Source organism: uncultured Tenacibaculum sp. (assembly GCF_947502995.1).
Taxonomy (GTDB): domain Bacteria; phylum Bacteroidota; class Bacteroidia; order Flavobacteriales; family Flavobacteriaceae; genus Polaribacter.
On sequence record NZ_CANNBW010000006.1, the window covers coordinates 97,948 to 123,813 of the forward strand.

Genomic DNA, 25,866 nt, shown 5'->3' on the forward strand with positions numbered 1-25,866 from the left:
AACTATAATTATAGTATTTTTGCTTTCCTAAATAACGAATTTTTTTTCAAATTATGATGCACATCGACTGGAAAACTGCAAAAGAATATACAGATATCACGTATAAGAAACATAACGGTGTGGCTAGAATTGCTTTTAACAGACCAAATGTTAGAAATGCTTTCAGACCACATACTACAGCTGAATTATTAGATGCTTTTAGAGATGCTCACGAAGATACATCGATTGGTGTTGTTTTATTATCTGCTGAAGGTCCGTCTACTAAAGATGGAATTTGGAGCTTTTGTTCAGGAGGAGATCAAAAGGCAAGAGGTCATCAAGGTTATGTTGGACAAGATGGTTATCATCGTTTAAATATTCTTGAAGTTCAAAGATTAATTCGTTTTATGCCAAAAGCGGTAATTGCTGTTGTTCCTGGTTGGGCAGTTGGTGGAGGACATAGTCTTCATGTAACTTGTGATTTAACTTTAGCAAGTAAAGAGCATGCTATTTTTAAACAAACAGATGCTGATGTAACATCTTTTGATGGAGGTTACGGATCTGCTTACTTAGCAAAAATGGTAGGGCAGAAAAAAGCAAGAGAAATTTTCTTTTTAGGAAGAAATTATTCTGCTCAAGAAGCTTATGAAATGGGAATGGTAAATGCAGTGATTCCTCACGATGAATTAGAATCAACAGCTTATGAGTGGGCTCAAGAAATTTTAGCAAAATCACCAACATCAATCAAAATGTTAAAGTTTGCTATGAATTTAACAGATGATGGAATGGTTGGGCAACAAGTTTTTGCTGGAGAAGCAACTCGTTTAGCTTACATGACAGATGAAGCTAAGGAAGGAAGAGATGCGTTCTTAGAAAAAAGAAAGCCAAGTTTTGAGAAAAAATGGATTCCATAGTAGATAGAATTTTAGGAGAATAACAATTCATCCTTTATTTTAATCAATTCGGTAATAAAAAAATCTTAATTGTTTTTTCTTCAGTTAAGTTTGATAAAAATTAATCAAACAATAATGGAAGGAACAATTAAGATTTTTATTTATATACACGCTTTTTTTGGTGGTTTGGGTTTAATATCTGGTTTAGGTAGTATTCTTGTAAAAAAAGGAAATACCAATCATAAGAAATTAGGAAAACTTTTTTCAATTAGCATGATTACAAGTTGTTTAATTTCTTTAGTGATTGCATGCCTTCCTAATCACGAAAATCCTTTTCTCTTTTTAATTGGTTTGTTTACTGTGTATTTGGTAGTTTCTGGTAAATTGATGTTGTCTTTCAAATCTAAGACTAAAGAAAAAGCAAACACTTTAGATAAAACAGTGTCCGCTTTCATGTTAATTATTTCTACTGGTATGATTTTATTTGGTACTTATGGATTATTAACTGTTGGAAACGGATTTCTATTATTTGTGTTTTTTGGTGGCTTTGGAGTGTCGTTATCTATCGGAGACTTTTTATTCTTCAGAAAGTTTGAAAAGATTAGAAATAACGGATGGTTGTCTAATCATGTAAGCAAAATGGTTGGAGCATTTATTGCTTCTGTAACTGCTTTTATTGTCGCAGGAATTGGATTAGGAAGTTTTGTTTTTTGGATTGTTCCAACAATAATCGGATCATTTTATATTGCATATTGGAAAAGGAAATTAAAAATAGTAGAGAAAAGAAAATAGAAATTAATAATTTTGAGGAATAATTATTTCTGATGAAATCGCAAATAGTAACATTCCTAATTAAATGTCCTGATCAAAAAGGACTTGTCGCAAAGTTTACTTCATTTTTCTATGAAGAAGGTTTTAATATTTTAAGTTGTCAACAGTATGTAAATGGAATTGCAGATCGTTATTATATGCGTATTCGTTTAGATGCTGAAGATGCTGGGATTTCTAAAAAAGATCTAGAAAATAAATTTTCTAATCTAGCGAAAGTTTTAGATTGTACATGGTCGGTTCATTACGATAGTGAAAAACAAAATGTCGCAATATTAGTTTCTCATACAAGTCATTGTTTATATGATTTGTTAGAAAGACAAAGAGAAGGAACAATCGATTGTAATATCAGTTTAATTATTAGTAATCATAATAAGTTAAAACCGATAGCTGATATGTTCGGTGTGCCTTATTATCATTTGCCAATTACAAAAGAAACAAAGGCTGAACAAGAAGCGCAAGTAACTCAATTATTATCTGAACATAATGTAGATTTAATTGTTATGGCGCGTTATATGCAAATTCTTTCTGAAGACTTTATTAATCAATATCCACAGCGAATTATTAATATTCATCATTCTTTTTTACCAGCTTTCCAAGGAGCAAATCCTTACAGAAGAGCATATGAAAGAGGTGTGAAATTAATTGGTGCTACTGCACATTATGCAACGGTTGATTTAGATGAAGGGCCAATTATAGAACAAGATGTTGAAAGAATTACTCATGAGAGTACTCCGAAAACACTAAAGCAAATTGGAGCAGATGTTGAACGTTTAGTTTTGGCAAAGGCTGTAAAGTGTCATTTACAACATCAAATCATTGTTTCAGATAACAGAGCTATTGTTTTTCCAGAATCTGGAGAATAATATTTATATAAAATTAAGTAAAGAAACCACATGAAAATAATTTGTATTGGTAGAAATTATGCAAAGCATATAGAAGAATTAGCGAATGAAAAACCTGAAAGTCCAGTGATTTTTTTAAAGCCAGATTCTGCAATACTTCCTAAAAACATCCCTTTTTTTATACCTCCATTTTCTAATGAGATTCATTACGAAGTAGAGGTTTTAGTAAAAATTAATAAAGTAGGAAAACATATTTCATCAAAATTTGCTCATAAATATTATGATACTGTTGGTTTAGGGATAGATTTTACAGCCAGAGATGTTCAGGCTGTATGTAAAGAAAAAGGATTGCCATGGGAAAAAGCAAAAGCATTTGACGGAAGTGCAATTGTAGGACAGTTTTTTCCAAAAGAAGATTTCGATTTAGAAAATTTATCATTCCAATTACAAAAGAATGAAGAAGTTGTTCAAGATGGAAATACATCATCAATGTTGTGGAAGATCGATGAATTAATTGCATATGTTTCTCAATATTTCACATTGAAAAAAGGGGATCTAATTTTTACCGGAACTCCAGCAGGAGTTGGAAAAGTTGAAGAAAACGATATTTTAACGGGTATTATAGATGGAAAACAATCATTTCAAATTAAAGTAAAATGAGTTTAATAACCATTTTATTAATCATAATTCTAATAACTATAGGTTGGGCTTTTTATAGGCTTGCTAAGAAGTATGAAAAAAATAAATGGGTTTATACTTTAGTTGGTGTTATAGCTTTTGTAGGGGTAGTTCTTGTTAACGCTGTTTTATATGCTTTTTTTAGCGTGATTTCAAATAATATAGATATTGAAACACATCGATTTATTGCCTTTTTAGTAGGGGTTTTAACTTCAATCTTATTGCATTTTGTTTTAGAGAAAAAATGGTTGAAAGGAAAAAATGTAGAAGCGGAAGAAGCTATAAATGAGATAGGTGAAAGTTAACTCAAACATTAGTATTTTTTTTATTCTAAACTTTAAGATTAAATAGTTTTTTTGTTGTTAACAAAAACTTTAAATAAGATTAGTTGTTTCTTTTCAATTTTATGTTAGATTTGTCTCGCTAATCAAAAAAAAATGCTATGTTAAAAAACTGCTACGTTTTTTTATTCGCCCTTATGGCGAACTTTTCTGTATTTTGTCAAAATCCAGATCAAATCGTTAATATTCCAGATCCTGTTTTTAAAGAATTTTTAGTCTATAACCATGATGTAAATGGAGATGGAGAAATACAATATGGTGAAGCCTATTTATTTACAGGTGAAATAGATATTTCAAGACGCGAAAGGATTACAGATCTAACAGGTTTAGAAGCTTTTGAAAATATAACAAAACTTAATTGTGATTTTAACGATATAGAATATCTCGATAAAGTACTTTTCAATTTAAAAAAATTAGAAGTTTTAAAATGTTCTCACAATTCTCGTCTAAAGAGTTTAGATGTTAGTAAGAACATTAATTTAAAATTATTGTACTGTGGTGGAGGTTACCTTTCACATCTAGATTTATCCAAAAACTTATTGTTGGAAGAGTTCGCTTTAGATAACAATAAAGATATGGATTGGGTGAATTTAAAAAATGGAAATAACTCAAATTTAAGAGCCTCATTTTATACTACAGATATAGGGTGTATACAACAAGATAGAGAAGAAAGATATAGTCATTGGCAGTTTTCTTCTAGTTTTAAGGGAACATTTTCTGCCAATTGTGATGCTAATTTGCATATTCCTGATCCTATTTTCAAAACTTTCTTAGTAGGAAATAATTTAATTAATCTTAATGGTGATTCTGAAATTCAAAAAAATGAAGCAGAATCGTATACAGGAGAATTACTACTTGATGGTTTAGGTATAAGTGACTTAACAGGCGTTGAATATTTTTATAATATAAGGACGTTGTCTTGCGCAAATAATTCTATCTCTATTCTAAATGTCGATAATAATATACTACTGGAAAAGCTTAATTGTAGTAATAACACAATTGGGTATTTAGATATATCAAAGAACATATTATTGAAAGAATTAAATTGTGAAAATAATGCGTTAGTATTTTTAAACTTAAAAAATGGTGCAAATTCTGAAATAGAGAGGGGTAAAATAACTATAGCACCTAATGATCTTTTATCGTGTGTGGCTGTAGATAATGTTCAGGAATTTAGTGATATACATAGAGGTAGTTTGGTGAATTTAAATGCAAGTTTAAATGAGGAGTCATGTATAGGTAAGGGAGATTTTATAGATATACCAGATGTAAGTTTTAAGTCAGCTTTATTAAATATTCCAGAGATAAATTTAAATGGAGATGATGAAATTCAAATTTTAGAATCGAAGTACTATGAAGGTTCAATTAATGTAAATAATAAAAATATTGAAAATTTAGACGGTATAGAATCATTCAGATATTTAAAAGAACTTTATTGTATTGGAAACAAAATCAAAAAAATAAATGTTGAACATAATGAATATCTAGAAGTTTTGTCTTGTGGAAATAATGAATTAGAAAATTTAGATTTATCTAAAAATACGTCATTAACTACGGTTTATTGTGCAAATAATAAACTATTAAGACTAAATATGAAGAATGGAAAAAACGGACAAATTGACGCTAGGTTTAATAGTTTTGGTAATCCAAATTTAACCTGTATTCAAGTGGATAGTCCTGATTATGTAGAAAGTTTAGGTTGGGTTAAAGATAGTACTTCAAGTTTTAATTCGACATGTGATTATAATGATTTAATAGTTTCTATTCCTGATCCAATTTTTAAGAATGCACTTGTTACAGATGACAGCGTTAATCTTAACGGAGATTCTGAAATTCAATTAGTAGAAGCGGAACAAGTATCAAGTTTAGGTGTGAGTGACTTAGGTATACAGGAACTTACAGGTATAGAAGATTTTATCAACTTAAAAGTCTTGAATTGTAGTGGTAATGAATTAACGTCTTTAGATCTGTCTGAAAACAGGAAATTAGAATATTTAAATTGTTCAAACAATAAACTAGATTTTATTAATATTAAAAATAGGAATAACGAAAAATTAAAGGATAATGATGTTGATTTTTCAGGTAATGAAACATACGCTTGTATTCAAGTTGATAATAGAGAATATGCTGTAAGCGAATGGCGATTGAAGAAAGATAGAGGAGCAGTTTTTAGTATTGATTGTGTAGATACAAGACTTGTAGTTAATATTCCAGATGATGAATTTAAAAGGATTCTATTGATAAATAATGAAATAAACACCAATAATGATCATGAAATACAAGTTAGTGAAGCTTTAGTTTTTGCTGGAGAAATAAATACATTTAGTAATGGAATATCTGACTTAACAGGAATAGAAGCTTTCGAAAAAATAACAGGTCTAAAATGTAAAAATAATAATTTGACTAGTTTAGATATTTCAAACAATAAAGAATTAATTAATTTAGAATGTACGGGGAATGAATTAATATATATAAATCTTTCAGAAAACTTAAAGCTAGAAAGGTTACTTGTAGATGACAATAATTTACAAACTTTAGATATATCTAATAATACTGAATTAACTAGTTTAGATTGTTCAAAAAATGAGTTGACTTCAATCAATATAACTGGAAATTTAAAATTAGAAGAATTATTTGCTAATAATAATAATTTGCAGACTATAGATACTTCTGCGAATACATCACTATCAATTTTTAGTTGTATATCTAATGAAATAGATGAATTAAATCTAACTAATAATACTTCTTTATTAGGATTTAGTTGTGAAGGAAATAACCTAACTACTTTAGATGTAAGTAACAATTTGAATTTAAGAATTCTTTATTGCAGTAATAATGAATTGACAGATTTAGATGTATCACAAAATACAGCGTTAGTAGAATTACTTTCAAGATCGAATAAGTTAGAATCATTAAACCTTAAAAACGGGAATAATGCTAATTTTACGAATATGAACGTTACTGGTAATTTGGATCTTACCTGTATCCAAGTAGATAGTAAAACGTATTCAGATAATACTTGGAGTACTTTAAAAGATGTAACAGCAGAATATAGAGAAGATTGTAACATTTCTTCGGATGCTGTTGTAATTATACCAGATGCTAACTTTAAAGATTTTTTAGTTAGTAATACAGCTATAAATACAAATGGAGATGGAGAAATTCAAGTTGCTGAAGCAAAAGTATATTCAGGAACAATAGATGTGTCAGATTCTAGAATCACAAATTTACAGGGAATAGAGTATTTTACAGAAATAACAAACTTAAACTGTAGTAGAAATGATTTAACAGAATTAAATGTTACTCAGAATACTAAACTTATTAATTTAAACTGTAGCTCAAATGATATTTTAACACTTGATATAACTGAAAATCATGTTTTAGAAAATTTAAATTGTAGTTCTAATATATTAATAGGTTTATACTTGTATAAACGAACTGCATCTGGTGCATCAACTAACAATTCTTTAGTATCAGTTGATTGTAGTTCAAATGAGTTATCTAGTTTAGATATTTCTTATAATGCTTCTCTAGAAAATTTAACATGTAGTTATAATAAGCTAGAGAGTTTAGATGTGTCTCGAAATAATCAGCTTAAATTTTTGAATTGCTTTTCAAATAAATTAGAACAGATTTCTTTGTCTAATAACTCATTATTAGAAGAATTGTATAGTGGATCAAATAACTTAACAAGCATAAATGTTTCAGCTAATACTTCGTTAGTTAAGTTAAATTTGAAGAAGAATAAATTACAACTTTTAGATGTTTCTAACAATTTATCATTAGTAAGTTTAGGATGTGATGAAAACGAATTGTCTAGTTTAGATCTCTCTAAAAACTCTAAACTAATTAATTTAGATTGTAGAAGTAATAATTTAGTCACTCTAAATGTTAAAAATGGCAATAATGTAAATTTTGAAAAGTTTAGAGCTGAGTCAAATTCAGAATTAACTTGTATACAAGTAGATGATGTAACAGTGGTTACTAATGATGTAATATGGCGTAAAGATTCTTCGGCTACATTTAATGAAAATTGCGGAACATCATCTGAAGATGTTGTTTACATACCAGATGCAAATTTCAAAACGTATTTATTAGGAAATACAGCTATTAATACAAATGGGGATGATGAAATTCAGGTAAGTGAAGCAAAAATATTTGATGGAAGAATCGATTGTTCTTCTTTAAATATTAATGATTTAACAGGAGTAGAAGCTTTTGTTGCTTTAAAAACTTTATGGTGTAGAAATAATCAAATAACTGATTTAGATATATCAAATAATGTAAACTTAGATGGTTTAGATGTTTCTGATAATGAATTAACCAATTTGGATGTTTCTAAAAATACAATTTTAAGATTTTTAAATTGTAGTGAAAATAAATTAACAGATTTAAATGTATCTAATAGTTCAATAAAAACAATAGATTGTTCAGATAATTCATTAACGAATTTGAATACTAATAATGCAAGTGCTTTAGAACATATTACATGTTATAAAAATAAGTTAACTAGTTTAGATTTATCTACTAACGAACCGTTGTATGCTCTTTATTGTTTTTTCAATAGATTAGAATCTTTAGATTTATCTAATAATCCTAATATGAAGTACCTTAATTGTTCGTATAATAAAACTACACTTACTAGTTTAAATTTAGCGAATGGTAATAATACAAATATCGATACTTCATCAAGTATAACAGGTTTCTTTGATGCTACTAATAATGATAAATTAACTTGTATACAGGTTGATGATGTAACCTATAGTTCTGAAAATTGGACAAATATTGATAGTAGAGCAAGTTTTAGTGAAAACTGTAATATCTCTTCAGAGGATGTTGTTTATATACCTGATACTAATTTTAAAGAATGTTTATTGGCAAATACAGCTATAAACACCAATAATGATGATGAAATCCAAGTTTCTGAGGCATTGGCTTTCACTGGAGAAATTTCTTGTAATAATAGTGATGTATCAGATGCTACAGGATTAGAAGCTTTTGTTAACGTATGGAGTATTAATATGTCAGGTAATAATCTAACAATTCTGAATGTTTCTGCTCATAAAAGTTTACAATATTTGTATTGTGAATCTAATAGCATAGAATATTTATTTTTAGATAATAATTTAGACTTAGTAGGATTGTTCTGTGATTTTAATAGGCTGACTCATTTAGATTTGTCAAAAAATGTAAAGCTAAATACTATTTTCTGTACGAATAACGAATTAGAAAGTTTAAATATTAAAAATGGAAATAATGATTATAATAGTGATGGCTATCACTTTACGGATAATCCTAATTTAACTTGTATTCAGGTAGATGATAAAGTAGGTGCGGATAATGCAGAATTTTGGTTTAAAGATGCAACTGCAACATATAGTGAAGACTGTGGTGTATCATCAAGCGATATCGTTTACATACCGGATACAAATTTCAAATCAGTTTTATTGGCAGACTCAAATATTAATGCAAATGGAGATGACGAAATTCAAGTTAGCGAAGCATTAGGTTATAATGGAACTATAAAATGTTCTTCTAAAGAAATTGTCGATTTAACAGGGATTGAAGCTTTTGAGAATATTACAGAATTAGATTGTAAGTTTAATGATATTGAGACTATCAATTTATCAAAAAACACAAAATTAGAAATTCTAGATTGTAGCCAGAATGAATTACGTAATATCGATGTTCGAAATAATACACTTCTAGAAAGATTAACTGTTGGAGATAATGAAATATCAATATTAGATGTGTCAAATAACTCACGTTTAACTTGGTTGTCTTGTGGTAGTAGTAAATTAACAAGTCTTGATGTTTCTAATAATTTAGAGTTAAGAACATTATTGTGTTTAGGAAATGAGTTGACAACTTTAGATGTAAGTAAAAACTTAGAATTAGAAGGATTGTACTGTGGAATTAATAAGTTAACAAGTTTAAATGTTACTAATAATACAAAGCTAAGAAGTCTATCATTCTTATTAAACGAGGTTAAAACAATAGATTTATCAAAAAATATCGATTTAACAGATGTTGATTGTTCTAACAATCAGTTGAGAGGTTTAGATTTATCTAATAGTCCTGAGTTAAATAGTATTAGATGTAATGATAATCGATTAAGAAGTTTAAATGTTAGAAATGGAAATAATACAAACTTCTTTGATTTTTCTATAGATTTTACAAGAAACCCAGATTTAACGTGTATAGAAGTTGATGATAAAGCGTATTCAGATGATGTTTGGGCGACATACAAAGATGAATCTGCAAGTTATAGTGAAGACTGTGGAGAAACTCCAGAAGAAGTAATTTACATACCAGATGCTAATTTTAAATCAGTTTTGTTAGCAGATCCAAATATTAATACAAATGGAGATGAAGAAATTCAAATTAGTGAAGCGATAAATTACAGTGGAGAAATCGATTGTCGTGACAAAAGTATAAAAGATTTAACTGGAGTTGAAGAATTCGTTAACCTGAGTCTGTTAGATTGTAGTAACAATGAAGTAGAAAGCATAAATGTTTCAATGCTTAAAAAATTGGAAGGTTTATATGCGGCCAATAATCAACTTACAAGTTTAGATTTACGAAATGGTAACAACTACAATTTTTCAGGTGTAGATTTTATAGATAATCCGAATCTAAGATGTATTCAGGTAGATGATAAAGATTTTTCTAATGATGTTTGGTCTTCTTTAAAAGATAGCACAGCATTTTATAGTGAAAACTGTAGTGCAGATCCAGAAAATATAGTTTACATTCCAGATGAAAATTTTAAAAACTTTTTATTGAATAATAATTTTATAAATACAAATGGAGATAATGAAATTCAATATACTGAAGCGATAGCATATAAAGCAGCTATCTTTTGTCCATCAAGATCAATTGAAGATTTAACAGGTTTAGAAGCTTTTACAGAAGCTAAAGGGGTGTTTTGTTATGATAATAATATTAGTGTTTTAGATGTTTCTAAGAATACGAAACTTACTGAATTATGGTGTAGCGGGAATCCAATTTCTGAATTAGACCTTTCTAATAATCCATTAATTTTTGGTTTAAGGTGTCAGAACAATAAAATAACAAGTTTAGATCTTTCTAATAACCCAGAGTTAGTTTATGTAATTGCAAGAAATAATGAGTTAACAACTGTAGATCTTAAAAATGGAAATAATAGTAAATTAACAGGAGATGTGGCTTTAGAAGGAAATCCAAATTTACTATGTATTCAAGTAGATGACGTTACGGTTTCAACTCGCTCTAACTGGGTAAAAGATGATACCGCAGTTTATAGTGAAAATTGTGATGCTACATCTGGAGTTGATGAAGAATTCAGTAATGAGATTTCAATTTATCCTAATCCAGTAAAAAATAAAGTAATTGTTTCTTTAAAAAATAATACAGAAAAGGTTCAGTTTAAAATATATACTCTTTTAGGAAATGAAGTTTTAATTACAGAAAATAAATCTATTGATGTTTCAAATCTTTCAAAAGGAATTTATATACTAAAAATTGTAACAGAAAATAATAAAGTAGGCGTAAAAAGATTTGTAAAAAAATAATTGTCTGCTACTGTAATAAAAAAAAAGACTAAGAGTTTATATTCTTAGTCTTTTTTTTGTTGTTATTTAAAGTAATTTAAACCATTCGATGGCTTCTGAAATTCCGTTTTCAATTGGGTTTTGTTCAAGTTTTAATTCTTCTTTAGCTTTTTGATTCGAATAATAATTATTCACACAAAGTGTTTGAACGTTAGTTAAGGAAATATCTGTCTTAACTTTAAAAAAACGTAATAAATTTCCGAAGTAACCAATACCATATAATAAAAACTTAGGAATCTTTACATAAGATGATTTTTGTTCGAGTTGGAGTGTAACCTTTTTATAAAATTCCTTGTAACTTAAGTTTTCTCCACATAAAATATAATTCTCACAATGTTTACCTAAATCTATAGCTTTAACAACGGCATTAGCGGCGTCGGTTACATTAATAAAACTTTTTCCTCCAGGAGGGTAAAAAATAATTTTTTTATTGTGTGCACTTAAAACTAATCGTCCAGAACTAGGTTTTGTGTCATAAGATCCAATCATAAAAGTTGGATTTAACGTTACAAGTTTTGTTTCAGAATTATCTTTTGCAAGTTGAAGAATCCTTTCTTGTCCTTCTAGTTTACTTTTTGCATATAATGATTTAGAAAAAGGAAAGCGAATAGATTTCTTTTCATTACCCAAATCATTCAAACTTCCAAAACCAAAACAATTGGCTGTACTTATATATATAAAGGTTTTAATATTATGCTGTAACGCTTTTTTATATAATGTCTCTGTAGCTGTCGCATTTACGTTTTTGTATACGTTATAATCTATAATGTCTTGTCCAGTAAGAGCAGCTGCATGAATAATACAATCAATTTCAGGTAAAAGAGATTCAAAAGATTCGCTTTTGGTAATATCGCCAATATGAAGTTTTAAGTTTTCATGAGCAGGTAAAGCAAAACTTTTCTCATTTCGTAATAAACCAATAACATGATATTTTTTTTCCAGTAAAACTGCGATAATATTTGTAGCTAATAAACCATTAGCACCAGTAACTAAAACTTTCATTAGGCTTGAATTTCTTTTCTCATGGCATTACTTAACATCTTTATTTTAGTGTTAGATGGTAAAACGCTTAAAATAAATTTACTAATTCTGTTTAATCGACCAGGAACAACACGTCTTTTACCTTTAAACATTCTAGAAATACTCATTCTTGCAATTTCGTCAAGTTCAACTACACCAAGATTTACAAATTTACTTTGACTCTCAATTCGAGAAGTAACTTCATCATTTGTTTTCATCGGTCCAGGATACACAACAGTAACCGAAACATTTTTGTCTTTTAATTCTTCTCTAAGTCCCATAGAAAAATGATCGATAAATTTTTTAGATGCAGGGTACACCGTTTTATATCCCATCGGACTAAAAGCTGCCATACTAGAAATATTCATAATATATCCTTCTTTACTTTCGATTAAATTAGGAAGTAAAAGTTTTGTCAACATTGAAGTTGATGTTACATTCAGTTGAATAATTTTTTCAATATATTCTAAAGAAACTTCAGTAATACGTTTCGAACCACCACTTCCGGCGTTATTAATAAGGATAGATACTTTATAATTATTAGCCCATTCACCAAGCGCTATAACATTGCTTTTTTCTGTCATGTCTGCTTCAAAATAATCAACAGTAACATTAAAATCGTTAGCTATTCTTTTAGAAGTGTCACTTAAATTTTCATTAGGAAGCGCAGCTAAAAGCAGATTGAATTTTTGTTTAGCTAGTTCTTCAGCTAATGCCAAACCTAGTCCCTGACTAGCTCCCGTAATTAAAGCAAAGTTGTTTTTCATTATTGGTTTTTCAGAAAAGACTATTCACATCACATTCAGTTACATTACTACTTATGATTTTTAATCATTTTTTACAAAACGTTTAGAAAATATGTGAGTATTTTTGTCTTTGGTTGATTGCAAATGTATTCTTGAAATGTTTTCGAAACAAGAAAACAACTAAGTTTAATAAATAATTAGGATACAATTTGCTGAAAATCAAAAATAGAATAAGACATATGAAAGCAGAAATCATCACAATTGGAGATGAAATCTTAATAGGACAGATAGTAGATACAAACTCACAGTGGATAGGTAAGGAGTTAAATAAGATTGGAGTATCGGTATATCAAATTTCATCAATTCAAGATGAAAAAGAACATATATTGAATGCATTAAAAGAAGCTCAAGATAGAGTAGATATCGTCATCATAACAGGAGGATTAGGTCCAACCAAAGATGATATTACTAAAAAAACAATAGCTGAATACTTTAATGATCATGAAATAGTAGAATATCCTGAAGTTATAGAAAACATCAAGAGATTATTTAAAAAGGTGAATCATCCTTTTAATGAAGTGCAAAAGTACCAAGCACATTTACCATCAAAAGCGACGTTGCTCCCAAATAGATACGGAACAGCTCCAGGAATGTGGTTTTATGAAAGTGAAACTGTATTTGTTTCGTTACCAGGAGTACCTTATGAAATGAAAGGATTAATGACTCATGAAGTTTTACCTCGAATTCAAGAAAAGTTTGAATTACCACATATATTACACAAGACAATTCAAACCTATGGACAAGGAGAAAGTGTAATTGCTGAAAAAATTGAAGATTTCGAGAATAATTTACCCAATCATATAAAGTTAGCATATCTGCCATCTTTCGGAAAAGTAAGGTTACGATTAAGTGCTAAAGGAAATGATATTGATTTTGTAACTAAAACTTTAAATGAAGAAGTAAAAAAGCTATCGGTTTTAATTTCAGATATTGTTGTTGGGCTAGATGAAGGATTAACAATTGAAAAATTAGTAGGAAATTCTTTAAAGGAAAAAAATAAAACAATTGGAACAGCAGAAAGTATGACAGGAGGTAAGATAGCCTCGTCTTTAATTTCAGTACCTGGTTCTTCAGCATATTTTAAAGGTAGTTTCGTGGTGTATTCTTCTGAATTAAAACAAAGACTATTAGATGTTCCAAAATCTATGATTGATGAATTTTCTGTCGTGAGTAAAGAAGTTGCAGAAGCAATGGCAAAATCAGCTTTAGAAAAGTTAGATACAGATTACGCAATTTCAATTACAGGTAATGCAGGCCCAACAACGGATCATAACGACAAAGATGTAGGCGTTGTATATATAGGTATAGCTTCAAAACAACAAGTTGAAGTTCACGAATTTAATTTTGGGCAACCAAGAGAAAAAGTAATAAATAAAACAGTAAATAAGGCTTTAGAGCTCTTATTGAAAAAGAATATGTAAAATTAATGTTATATAGTTTGTTTTATTGAGTTTAAAATACGTATATTTGCACCTCGTTTAGAAATAACAACAAAAACTGTCAAGAAGATGTCTAGAGTTTGTGAATTAACAGGAAAAAAAGCGATGGTAGGTAACAATGTATCTCACGCTTTAAACAGAACAAAGAGAAAATTCAACGCTAATTTAATGACTAAGCGTTTCTATATTCCAGAAGAGGATAAATGGGTAACATTAAAAGTATCTGCTTCTGCATTAAAAAACATTAACAAAAAAGGAATTACAGCTGTAATTAAGGAAGCTAGAGAAAAAGGTTTCTTAACTAAGTAATTACTTCTAGATAAAGTATTAGAGAGATGGCAAAAAAAGGAAACAGAGTTCAAGTTATATTAGAATGTACTGAGCATAAAGCTTCTGGTCAACCAGGAACTTCTCGTTACATCACAACTAAGAATAAAAAGAATACTCCTGATAGAATGGAATTAAAGAAATTTAATCCAATCTTAAAGAAGATGACAGTTCACAAAGAAATAAAATAAGTAGGTCATGGCAAAGAAATCAGTAGCAACGTTACAAACAGGTTCTAAGAGATTAACTAAGGCTATCAAAATGGTAAAGTCACCTAAATCTGGTGCTTATTCTTTTGTTGAAGCTATTATGGACCCTACACAAGTTAACGACTTTTTAGCAAAAAAGTAATTCTTGTATACAGTTTACAAAAAAGCTGCTTTCATTACGAAAGTAGCTTTTTTTGTATATGCTAAAAAGATGTATTTTTGAAGAAATTGTATTGGTATAAAGCAAAATAAAATGACATTTTGGCTGTATTTTAATACTGGTAGGATTTTTTACACCAAACTATTACGATTATAACTGTTAACTATGAGTTTTTTTAAAAAAATATTCTCGAAGGAGAAAAAAGAAACTTTAGACAAAGGATTAGAAAAATCTAAAGAAAGTTTTTTCTCTAAATTGTCTAAAGCGGTTGCTGGAAAATCTAAGGTAGACGATGATGTGTTGGATAATCTTGAGGAGATTTTAGTCTCTTCTGACGTAGGTGTTAATACTACTTTAAAGATTATTGAAAGAATTGAGGAACGTGTAGCTAAAGATAAATATTTAGGAACCGAAGAATTAAATAAAATATTACGTGAAGAAATAGCAGGATTGCTTTCTGAAACGAATATTGGAGATGAAACTGATTTTACTATTCCAGAGAATAAAAAACCATATGTTTTAATGGTTGTTGGAGTAAATGGTGTAGGTAAAACTACAACTATTGGTAAGTTAGCTTCTCAGTTTAAAAAGAAAGGCTTAAAAGTTGTTTTAGGTGCGGCAGATACGTTTAGAGCAGCAGCAATAGACCAACTTCAAGTTTGGGCTGACAGAGTTGATGTTCCTATTATTCGTCAAGAAATGGGGTCGGATCCAGCTTCTGTAGCTTTTGATACTTTACAATCAGGAGTAAATCAAGATGCAGATGTTGTTATTATTGATACAGCTGGACGTTTACATAATAAAGTAAACTTAATGAATGAGCTGACGAAGATTAAACGCGTAATGCAAAAAGTAGTAGGAGATGCTCCACACGATGTATTGTTAGTTTTAGATGGTTCAACAGGGCAAAATGCATTTGAACAAGCAAAACAGTTTACAAAAGCAACAGAAGTAACTTCTTTGGCAGTTACTAAATTAGATGGAACAGCAAAAGGTGGAGTTGTAATTGGAATCTCAGATCAATTTCAAATTCCTGTAAAATATATTGGAGTAGGAGAAGGAATAGACGATTTACAAGTTTTTAATAAATATGAATTTGTAGATAGTTTCTTCAAATAATCGATATACATAAAAACTAAAAAAGCTACTTTTTAAAAAGTAGCTTTTTTAGTTTAATTATTTTATGTTTTTGCTGTTGTAGAAAAATAATTTAGTAGAAACGTTAGCGATAAAAAAAGTGAAATAAGAATTAAACTATATCCACTTGCAGGATCAAACTGTATAGCAGTTTTTAAATCTACTCCATTAAGTTTAGGGAAAATATTTATAAAAGTAATACATATGATTAGTCCTAAAATTAATAATAAATTAGGTAGTATTTTTTTAGAAAACTGTATTGGAAATTTTAATCTTTTCCACTTCATAAATTGGATCAAAAAGACGAGTGCCAAAACAAAAACAATAAAAGGTAAATTTCTATAATATTTGAAAGATGATTTGTTCTTAAATTTTTGGTTTAATAGAATGCTTGCAATACCATCAATAATTTCCGCATCAGGAGCTTGGTTAGAATTAATTAATACGACAATAGCCTTATTAATAGAAGGTAGTATATACATGCTAGATTCAAAGCTTTTATTTGTCCCGTAATGATAAAATATATCATTAACAATTCGCCATCCAAATCCATAATTAGATTTTTCATTTGCAGTAAATAATTGTTTGATAGAATTACTATTTAAAGTAGAGTTTGTGTTATTATTATAGCTATTCATCAAGTTCCTTAGATAATTAGACATATCATTTGCTGAACTCGATATTAATCCTGACGGAATTTCTTGACGATGAAAACTCTTGTTAAATTTTATACTAGGATAGTATAAAAAATATTGATAACTATCGATCAATTTTGGAGTTATGCTAGCTGATGTGTCATCTAAATTCAAAGGTTTAGTAATATAAGTTTCTAAACATTCTTTATAACTCTTACCAGTTGCATTTTCGATTATTAAACCTAACAATCTGTAGTTTGCATTAGAATATTTATAACGTAATTCTGAAGAATCAATTAAATCAATTTTCTTTAGTGTTTCTGTGTAATATTGAGTATAATCAAAATCACTATTGCTTTCTAAAAAAGTGTTACCTATCTCAGTACTTATTCCAGAAGTATGCTGCAGTAAATCCTTAATTGTAACCTGATCAGAAATTTTTTTGTTTTTATAAGTAAACCATTTTAAGAATTTATGTACAGGATCATTAATATTTAATACCCCTTTTTCTTCCAAAATAAGTGTAAGTAATGCTGTAAAAGATTTAGACATAGATCCAATTAAATATCGATCTCCTTTCTTTCCATTTCCAAAGTGTTTAAGATATATTGTATTATTTTCATCCGTAATGGCTACAGCAATATTCGGAGAATTATAAAATTGCTTTTTACTTTCAATAAAATTTGTAATATCATTTTCAATATCCTTTGAAAATTCAGAAGTGACTTGAGAAAATATTGAAGTAAAAATAAAAAGTGCTTTAAGCACGAAAAGTGTTCTCATAGTATGTAAATATTTTGCGATAAAAGTATTGGGTTGTACACTACGAAAGTCTACGAGAACAGCTGATAGTTGCGAAAGGTTTGTTTTTAGGTGCGAAAATCAGATTGACCTAAGGTTGTTTTTAAAACTTTTAGATACAGGGATTTCAATTTGTGTAAGTAAAATAGTATTTGAGTTTTTCCAAGATTTAAAATGAGAAGGGTTTATCAAATGAGATCGATGTACTTGAGTAAGAAAATTGAAATCGGAATGAATTTTTTTCAAGGATGATCTAATTAATTTAGAATTGATATTGTTTTGATCTAAAAAAAAGACTTCAACATAATTTTGAGATTTAGAAACACAGATTAAATCTTCCTTTTTAATCTTTAAAATATCTAATTTATATTCACCTTTTATAGTAATTTTTTTCTCTTCTTTATTTATAGATTTAGGTTGTTCTATTGTTATTTCTTTACTCTGTTTTGGTAGTTGTTTAAGGGTTAGGTTTCTTGCAAATATTATAATTGGGATAAAAATTAGAGCCGATTTTAAATTGCCATAAAAGAACTGATTAAATGACCAAATCCCATTTAAAAAGGGACTTTTATAATACAAGAAAGCAAGAGTTAAATTCAGAAAAAGAAAACATAAAATTGATAGAACTTCTAGTACAATGTTCCATTTTTCAAATCTTTGATAAATAGAATCTTGTAATATCGAAATGATAAAGTAGCTTAAAAAAGTAATCAAGCTAAATCCAATACTTAAAAATTCCCACCAAAGATAATTTCCAAAATTTCCACTATCGAAAGGTCTTATATAGTATGTGAAAATAAAAATCCAAAGACTTAAAAAAGTACCTACATAAGTATGAAGTTTTATGGAAGGATTTAATTTATTCATTTAAGATTTTTTCAGTGAATCCATCAAAAACATAACCTATGGTCCATTTATTATTATTGTAGTTTTCTACTTTGATCCAGTTTCCTTTTATAATTTTCCCTTCATCATAAAGTTCTAGCTTTTTATCTGTTACTTCTTGAACAATAATTTGAGTTCTAAAAGGGAATTTGTCTATTTTATTTCCTTTAAGACTAGGTTTGTCACGAACAACCAGACCTTTTTTGGCTGTAGTAATTAATAAATCTTGCGATAAATCATGTTTTTCTATAATATCCAATCCACCCCAAGTAAGTTTTTTTTGTCTCAAAATAAGATCAACTTTTGGTTTACCATCTAAATATTTATAAGTTTTTAATGTATTATATATGGTGTTTTTTTTACCAAAAGTATAGTAAGATTCTGGTTCTCCGAATTCTTCAATATCGAAAGTTACATCAGGTAGTTTTATATATTTGCGATCAAGAGTTTCTAAAATATAAACTTTAGTTATAGTACAAGCACAAGGACATTCATCTATATCAAAAGTGATAACTCTATTTATATTATCTAGATTATGATGCCTAATTTCAAAAACTTCAGCATCGTTTTCATAAAATTCAGCATCAATCTCTAAAGCAGAAATTACTTTTCCAGTTTTATCATATAAGTTAAGGGTTCTTTGACTGTCAGAAATGTCAACATTACTTTTTTCAATTTTTGAAATACGAAAATCTTTAGATTTAACGATTGTATCATTCAAAGCAGTGCCATTTTCAACAGGTTTTTCAGTTTCTTTAGCTTCCACAGTCTTCTCTAAAGTAGTACTCGTTGTAGTTGTTGTTTTTTTGTCTTCTTCATTTTTGCATGAAAAAAATAAAAAGCACATCATAAATATCAAGAAACCTTTCTTTATCATAACATAGTATTTTCAAACTCAAATATAAGATTTTCACAATAACCTAATTTGACGTAGTTTTTAGCGACTTAAAATATTCATATCTTTATAAAGTCAATCAATTTAAAAACCACTTCGTGAAAAATATAATACTACTACTCTCTATATTTGTTTTAATAGGATGTAAAAAGGAAGAAGAGAAGGAGATTCAATACTTTACAAAGTATGATGAAACTGCTGAATTAAAAGCACAGCAAGAACATGAGAACCCAAGAATGAAGTTTAAACTGTTACGATCTAAATTCTTGGATATGAATGAAGTTTTTAAACCTTTTCAAAAAGATTTGAAGCAATTTTCAGAAGAAAATTACAAAAGTTTAAAACCATTAATTATCGAACAATCTATTCCTTCAATTCAGCAATCAATTAAAGAAGGAAAGTTAACATATGAAAATCTTACACTATTTTATTTGTATAGAATTAGAAAGTTTGAAAGTGATTCCACAAAATACTTAAACGCAATTATTAGTTTAAATCCTAAAGTAATTGAGGAAGCGAAACAAAAAGATAAAGAATTAAAGCAACGAACAGTTGCGAATGAATCTGTATTTGGAATGCCAATTTTATTAAAAGATAATATTAATACAGAAAATTTGCCTACTACTGCAGGAGCTGTAGCTTTAAAGGATAATAAAACCAATAATGCTTTTATTACAAAACAATTAAAAGCTAATGGAGCTTTAATTTTAGGAAAGGTAAATTTAAGCGAATGGGCATACTATTTTTGTGCTGGTTGTCCGTTAGGATATAGTGCGATTGGAGGCCAGACTTTAAATCCTTATGGAAGAAAAATATTTGAAACAGGAGGTTCAAGTTCTGGAAGTGGTGTCGCAACTGCTGTAAATTATGCCGTAGCAACTATTGGAACAGAAACAGCAGGTTCAATAACATCACCTTCAAGTCAGAATTCAGTTGTAGGACTAAAACCAACAATCGGTTTGCTAAGTCGTTCAGGAATAGTTCCAATTTCCAGTACACTAGATACGCCAGGTCCAATGACAAAAAATGTAATAGACAATTATATTCTTTTACAAGCATTATTAGGAAAAGATGCATCAGATGAAAAATCATTTGCCTTATCGGAAAATGAAAAACAATTTCAAAATCAAAGTTTAGAAGGTAAAAGACTAGGAGTTTTTAAAGCTTTACTTGCTGACTCTATTTACAAAAGGACTGTAGAGAAAATAAAAAATACAGGAGCTGTTTTAGTTGAAATTTCACCAAAGCAAACAAGTTTAGAAGGTTTTTTAACACTTTTGAATATAGATATGAAACATGATTTGCCAATTTATTTAAAAGATAAAAATGTAGGTGTAAGATATGTTAAAGATGTCATAGCATTTAATAAAAAAGATACAGTTAAGAGAGCGCCTTATGGGCAACAATTATTTGAAGGGATTGTTAAGGATTCTACAAGTTTGAAAGAAGTTGTAGCTTTAATTACAGATCCTCTTAACAGTGAAGGTAGAATGTACTTTAAATCATTAAAAGAAGAAAACCTAGATGCAATTCTTTCTATTAATAATTTCCACTCAGCATATTCAGCAGTAGCAGAGTATCCTAATTTAACAATTCCTATGGGATACAAAGAAACAGGAGAACCAATTAGTTTGACTTTCATTGGTTTACCAAAAACAGAATTTAAACTATTATCTTTAGGTATGGCTTTTGAAAAATTATCGAAAGCTAGAAAATTACCTAAAGACTATGAGTGATTTATGACGAATAAATCATAATTTTGCACACCTTAAATTTTTAGATAGATGCGTACTAAATCTACAAAACAAAATAAGATCAATGTGGTAACCTTAGGTTGTTCTAAAAACGTTTACGATAGTGAAGTGTTAATGGGACAGTTAAAAGCTAATGGTAAAAATGTTGTACATGAAGATCCTGAAGATGATGGAAACATTGTAGTAATTAACACTTGTGGTTTTATAGGTAAAGCCAAAGAAGAGAGTGTTGATACAATTTTACATTATGCGCAAAAAAAGGAAAGAGGTGAAGTAGATAAAGTTTTCGTTTCTGGTTGTTTAAGTGAACGTTATAAACCAGATTTAGAAAAAGAGATCACTAATGTAGATCAGTATTTTGGTACACACGATTTACCAAATCTGTTAAAAGTATTAGAAGCAGATTACAAACACGAGTTAATTGGTGAACGTTTAACAACAACACCAAAGCATTATGCATATTTAAAAATCGCAGAAGGTTGTGATCGTCCATGTTCATTTTGTGCAATTCCATTAATGCGAGGAAAACATAAATCGACACCAATTGAAGATTTAGTGATTGAAGCTACAAAGTTAGCAGCAAATGGAATTAAAGAAATCATGTTAATTGCTCAAGATTTAACCTATTATGGTTTAGATATCTATAAGAAAAGAGCTTTAGCAGATTTATTAAGAGAGCTAGTAAAAGTTGATGGAATTGAATGGATTCGTTTGCATTATGCATTCCCAACAGGGTTTCCAATGGACGTATTAGAAGTAATGAAAACAGAACCTAAAGTTTGTAATTACTTAGATATTCCATTACAACATATTAATACAGAGATTTTAAAATCGATGAAACGTGGAACAACTCACGAAAAAACAACAAGCTTAATTCATAAGTTTAGAGAGTTTGTTCCAGATATGGCAATTCGTACGACATTAATTGTTGGATATCCTGGAGAAACAGAAGAGCAATTCCAAGAGTTAAAAGATTGGGTTGAAGAGATGCGTTTCGAACGTTTAGGTGCTTTTGAATATTCTCACGAAGAAAATACTGGAGCTTATGTTTTAGAAGACGATGTTCCTGTTGATGTGAAATTCCGTAGAGTAAATGAAATCATGGAAGTTCAAAGTCAGATTTCTTGGGAATTAAATCAAGAAAAAATAGGTAAGACTTTCCGTTGTTTATTCGATAGAAAAGATGGAGAATATTATTACGGAAGAACAGAGTTTGATTCGCCAGATGTTGATAATGATGTTATTGTTGATGCAACAGAACATTACATTAAATTAGGGGAGTTTATTGATGTTGAAATTTATGATGCAGGAGATTTTGACTTATATGGAAAACCAACAGTAAAACAAGAACCTTTCGTACCAATGAATCAACGAAAGAAAAAATAAAAAGACCAAAAATTAATCCTGCAGTAGCAGGATTTTTTTTGATCTTTGTTTATATGAAACAAGCATTTTTTAATTGGAGCTCAGGTAAAGATTCTGCATTCGCATTGTATAAAGTATTACAAGATAAAGAATACGTCATCAAGAAATTATTGACAAATGTTAATGAAGAGTATCGTAGAATCTCTATGCATGGATTAAGAGAAGAACTACTTGATGAGCAAGTTAAAGCTATCGGCTTTCCTTCAGAGAAATTATATTTTCCTGCTCAAGTAACTATGGAAATGTATAATCAAAAGATGAAAGAAACTCTAACTTCTTTTAAAGATGAACATTTAGATTATGCGATTTTTGGTGATATTTTTTTAGAAGATTTAAAAAAATATAGAGATCAAAAGTTAGCAGAAGTTGGTTTAAAAGGAGTGTATCCATTATGGAAAAGAGATACTAAAGAATTGCTTAAAGAGTTTTTGCAATTAGGATTTAAAACTATTACAGTTTGTGTAAATGCCAAGTTATTAGGGAAAGAGTTTGTTGGACGTATCATAGATGAAGATTTTATTAATGAGTTGCCTGATAATATAGATCCATGTGGTGAAAATGGTGAATTTCATACTTTCTGTTTTGATGGTCCTATTTTTAAAAATCCTGTAAAATTTGAAGTAGGAGAGAAAGTATTAAAATCATATACACTTAATGAAGATGATGATCAAAGTTGTCACACAGATACTTCAGAAGATATAAAAGAATATGATACAAGTTTTTGGTATTGTGATTTAATCCCAGTTTAATATTCTATTATAATAAAAAACCTCCTTTTTTTAAAAGTGTAAATCTGTTGATTTTTTGAGGTAAAAAACTGATAGATAGTGGTTTTTATCATTAGGTTGGCTTCTTTGTTGTGTTTTAGATTGCAGAGGTAAATTATAAACCTTTTGAAATCATGTCAACCAAAGAAAAAAACACTACGATTCATTTTAAGTCAAGTGAAAAAACGAAATCACTTGAATTAATTGCTTATTTATTTGATAGAAATAAGAAGTTAGTTGAAAAAGTAACTATAAAAGATGATAAAGCTAAGTTTAAAACTAAATTTGATAGAAGGGATAATTCATCAATTTTAGTATTACCAAACGATGAAGCAATTTCAAACGAGAGTGATTTTGCAGTATTAGTGAGTAAACATAAAGCTTATCGACCGAAAATAAGAATTAATAGAAGCAATGAGTTAGAAGTATTGGCTATTCCTGATAAATTAACTGCATTTTGGTTTAGAAAAAAATGTAGAGTTCTTGGGAATGTATCTAAAGTTTTTAATATCAATAATTTTAAAGATAGAAAAGGCTTATGTAATGTTCGAGTTCATATTTGCGAAGTAGATAGGATAGAATGGTTACTGCCAAAAGTACCAGATGATATCATTATTAAAATTCCAGATTTAATATTGTATCCTGAAATACCAATGCCTATTCCAACTATAAAAGAAATCCCTGAAATACCAAGACCATTTCCATTACCAAATTTAAACTTCGATTTTAATTTTTTTGAAGGCACTAAAAGACCTGAATTAAATTTAAAGTTCCCAAAAGAAAATAAATTAATTTTATCCAAGGCTACTCAACCAATTATCGCAAATGAAAAAGTTTTAAACTTACTACAAAGTAAAAATCCAAAATTAATAAGAGAGGCAATTTTAAATAACTTCTCTTTATTTCATCCTGTAATTTGTTTAGTTCCTTGGTTGTGGCATTATTTTTATAAGTGTGATCACTTAACTACTGTATATACTGATAATAATGGAGATTTTGATACTGAAATTTCTTACGCAATATTTGGAGATCATCCTGATTTATATTTCTGGGTAGAAGCATTCATAGATGATCAGTGGGTAACAGTATATAAGCCATGGTTGTCGTGTAATACATATTGGAATTATAAATGTGGTACAGAGGTAAATATAAATGTAACAGATGAAAGAGTTCGTTGGGAATGTTCTAACGATTTAGATGGTGAATTAATTTGGATTAAAACAATTAATTGGGGAACTAGTGTTACTCACATAGAACAAAGAGATGTGGATGGAGTTCCAATTCAAGGTAAAATTTTAAAAAGACAAGGATTAACAGATAAGCATGAAACAAAAGGGAATTTTAGAAGGCCTTTTGGAAAGAATTTATCTTTTATAGTACAATTTAGTAAAGACTTACCTAGTAATAAATACACCTATTACAGATGGTCGTTTAAGAAAGCTAAAAATGCTGATTTATCCGACGTTGTAAGTACATATAAAAGCTTAGATAATTTAGTTAGAAAATCATATTCATATACTTTTAGAGATAGCAATGGGCATTTACATTTTAATTACAATAGTGTTAAGCTAGGTCCTTTTGATGTTGCTTCAGAAAGAAATTTATATTTAATTCCAACGAGTTCACCGCAAGATGCACCATTCAACGCTCCCGAACAAGATGCAGATTGGGATAGAAATACAAGAACAATAGCTTTTGATTCTTCTTTAGAAGGAGATGGTTTATATGAGTTTATATTAGAACTTTTTGATAAAAACGGTAACAAAGTAACTAATATACCGAATCAATTATTCCAAGTTCCAGATTTTGATACGTTTACACCTTCAATAAATGCGCCAGCAATAAATTTGGTTAATAATATAGGAACGAATACTTGTAGTGCATTTAAAATGGTCATGAGAATTGACAATAGTTCTACTCAAGCAGATATTTATAAAATAAAAGTTGATGGAGTAGAGGTAAATCCTACTTGTTGTGGTTTTGTACCTTATGAAAATGTAAACTCTAACATTGAAATTAAATTTAGAGCATATCATCCTCACAATTTTGCTGATTTAAGTTTTGTGGTTCAAAAAGGAACATGTAGTGATTCTGTTCAAACAAGAAAAACGAATGCAAGAGGAATGGTTATTGGAAATGCAATAACAACGACTAGTCCAAATTATGTCAGAAATGAATTTAGTGAATACACAAAAACATTTAAACCTACAGATTTGTTGGGGATTTGTGCTAGTGAAGAGAAAGCAGCTTTTGCACAACGGTTATATGTTAATGCTTTGGCAACTAACGGAGATCATGAAATAGATGCTTATGATTCTTCTAAATTAGTAGCTTTTGCACTAGATAAAAAAGAGAGTTAGAGTTAATAAGATTATATTGTTTGTGTTAATAACAACCTTGAGAATTAAAAATATTCTTGAGGTTGTTTTTTTAGTGAGGATATTATTAGT

The 25,866-nt window shown here is 28.8% G+C and carries 20 protein-coding genes; 15 read left to right on the top strand and 5 right to left on the bottom strand.

The window, feature by feature from the left end; genetic code table 11:
- Positions 1-53: 53 nt before the first annotated feature.
- From Q1A46_RS06395 to Q1A46_RS06420, 6 genes are all read left to right on the top strand, one after another.
- Positions 54-893 (top strand): 1,4-dihydroxy-2-naphthoyl-CoA synthase, encoded by an 840-nt coding sequence (locus tag Q1A46_RS06395; protein ID WP_095073879.1) that lies wholly within the window; start codon positions 54-56, stop codon positions 891-893.
- 114 nt (positions 894-1,007) lie between these two features.
- Positions 1,008-1,664: a hypothetical protein gene (locus Q1A46_RS06400; RefSeq protein ID WP_299675487.1), complete on the top strand. Its 657-nt coding sequence runs from the start codon at positions 1,008-1,010 to the stop codon at positions 1,662-1,664.
- Between the two features lie 32 nt (positions 1,665-1,696).
- Complete coding sequence (gene purU, locus Q1A46_RS06405) at positions 1,697-2,566, top strand: formyltetrahydrofolate deformylase (protein ID WP_299675490.1); 870 nt, start codon at positions 1,697-1,699, stop codon at positions 2,564-2,566.
- Between the two features lie 30 nt (positions 2,567-2,596).
- A complete protein-coding gene (locus tag Q1A46_RS06410) occupies positions 2,597-3,205 on the top strand; it encodes a fumarylacetoacetate hydrolase family protein (protein ID WP_299675492.1) in 609 nt (202 codons plus the stop codon).
- The gene (locus tag Q1A46_RS06415; protein WP_299675495.1) at positions 3,202-3,528 is read left to right on the top strand and encodes a hypothetical protein; all 327 of its coding nucleotides are present in this window, start codon (positions 3,202-3,204) and stop codon (positions 3,526-3,528) included. The genes Q1A46_RS06410 and Q1A46_RS06415 overlap by 4 nt, the downstream gene beginning before the upstream one ends.
- A 173-nt stretch (positions 3,529-3,701) precedes the next feature.
- Positions 3,702-11,117: a T9SS type A sorting domain-containing protein gene (locus tag Q1A46_RS06420; protein ID WP_299675499.1), complete on the top strand. Its 7,416-nt coding sequence runs from the start codon at positions 3,702-3,704 to the stop codon at positions 11,115-11,117.
- Between the two features lie 66 nt (positions 11,118-11,183).
- On the opposite strand, the gene Q1A46_RS06425 is transcribed toward Q1A46_RS06420, so the two are convergent.
- A complete protein-coding gene (locus Q1A46_RS06425; protein ID WP_299675502.1) occupies positions 11,184-12,158 on the bottom strand; it encodes an NAD-dependent epimerase/dehydratase family protein in 975 nt (324 codons plus the stop codon).
- Complete coding sequence (locus tag Q1A46_RS06430; protein WP_299675504.1) at positions 12,158-12,943, bottom strand: SDR family oxidoreductase; 786 nt, start codon at positions 12,941-12,943, stop codon at positions 12,158-12,160. The genes Q1A46_RS06425 and Q1A46_RS06430 overlap by 1 nt, the downstream gene beginning before the upstream one ends.
- Positions 12,944-13,161: 218 nt before the next feature.
- Here Q1A46_RS06430 and Q1A46_RS06435 point away from each other — a divergent pair, with 218 nt between their 5' ends.
- The 5 genes from Q1A46_RS06435 (at position 13,162) to ftsY (ending at position 16,236) form a co-directional block, all read left to right on the top strand.
- Positions 13,162-14,403 (top strand): competence/damage-inducible protein A, encoded by a 1,242-nt coding sequence (locus Q1A46_RS06435; protein WP_299675507.1) that lies wholly within the window; start codon positions 13,162-13,164, stop codon positions 14,401-14,403.
- An 87-nt stretch (positions 14,404-14,490) separates the two neighbouring features.
- Complete coding sequence (gene rpmB / locus Q1A46_RS06440; RefSeq protein ID WP_075344434.1) at positions 14,491-14,730, top strand: 50S ribosomal protein L28; 240 nt, start codon at positions 14,491-14,493, stop codon at positions 14,728-14,730.
- A 26-nt stretch (positions 14,731-14,756) separates the two neighbouring features.
- Positions 14,757-14,939, top strand: a complete 183-nt coding sequence (gene rpmG, locus Q1A46_RS06445) for a 50S ribosomal protein L33 (protein WP_013070733.1) — start codon at positions 14,757-14,759, stop codon at positions 14,937-14,939.
- 7 nt (positions 14,940-14,946) lie between these two features.
- A complete protein-coding gene (locus Q1A46_RS06450; protein ID WP_095073862.1) occupies positions 14,947-15,099 on the top strand; it encodes a DUF4295 domain-containing protein in 153 nt (50 codons plus the stop codon).
- Positions 15,100-15,282: 183 nt separating this feature from the next.
- A complete protein-coding gene (gene ftsY / locus Q1A46_RS06455; RefSeq protein WP_299675514.1) occupies positions 15,283-16,236 on the top strand; it encodes a signal recognition particle-docking protein FtsY in 954 nt (317 codons plus the stop codon).
- Positions 16,237-16,298: 62 nt separating this feature from the next.
- On the opposite strand, the gene Q1A46_RS06460 is transcribed toward ftsY, so the two are convergent.
- From Q1A46_RS06460 to Q1A46_RS06470, 3 genes are all read right to left on the bottom strand, one after another.
- Positions 16,299-17,672: a serine hydrolase gene (locus Q1A46_RS06460; protein ID WP_299675517.1), complete on the bottom strand. Its 1,374-nt coding sequence runs from the start codon at positions 17,670-17,672 to the stop codon at positions 16,299-16,301.
- 99 nt (positions 17,673-17,771) lie between these two features.
- Positions 17,772-18,557 carry a LytTR family DNA-binding domain-containing protein gene (locus Q1A46_RS06465; RefSeq protein WP_299675520.1) on the bottom strand — a complete coding sequence of 262 codons (786 nt, stop codon included), beginning with the start codon at positions 18,555-18,557 and terminating at the stop codon, positions 17,772-17,774.
- The gene (locus Q1A46_RS06470) at positions 18,550-19,452 is read right to left on the bottom strand and encodes an SH3 domain-containing protein (RefSeq protein WP_299675523.1); all 903 of its coding nucleotides are present in this window, start codon (positions 19,450-19,452) and stop codon (positions 18,550-18,552) included. The genes Q1A46_RS06465 and Q1A46_RS06470 overlap by 8 nt, the downstream gene beginning before the upstream one ends.
- 116 nt (positions 19,453-19,568) lie before the next feature.
- Here Q1A46_RS06470 and Q1A46_RS06475 point away from each other — a divergent pair, with 116 nt between their 5' ends.
- The 4 genes from Q1A46_RS06475 (at position 19,569) to Q1A46_RS06490 (ending at position 25,776) form a co-directional block, all read left to right on the top strand.
- Entirely contained in the window at positions 19,569-21,206 is a 1,638-nt protein-coding gene (locus tag Q1A46_RS06475; protein ID WP_299675526.1) for an amidase family protein, read from the top strand.
- Positions 21,207-21,254: 48 nt separating this feature from the next.
- Positions 21,255-22,610, top strand: a complete 1,356-nt coding sequence (rimO, locus tag Q1A46_RS06480; protein ID WP_299675529.1) for a 30S ribosomal protein S12 methylthiotransferase RimO — start codon at positions 21,255-21,257, stop codon at positions 22,608-22,610.
- 53 nt (positions 22,611-22,663) lie between these two features.
- Entirely contained in the window at positions 22,664-23,398 is a 735-nt protein-coding gene (locus tag Q1A46_RS06485; protein WP_299675532.1) for a diphthine--ammonia ligase, read from the top strand.
- Positions 23,399-23,550: 152 nt separating this feature from the next.
- The gene (locus Q1A46_RS06490) at positions 23,551-25,776 is read left to right on the top strand and encodes a hypothetical protein (protein ID WP_299675535.1); all 2,226 of its coding nucleotides are present in this window, start codon (positions 23,551-23,553) and stop codon (positions 25,774-25,776) included.
- Positions 25,777-25,866 lie beyond the last annotated feature (90 nt).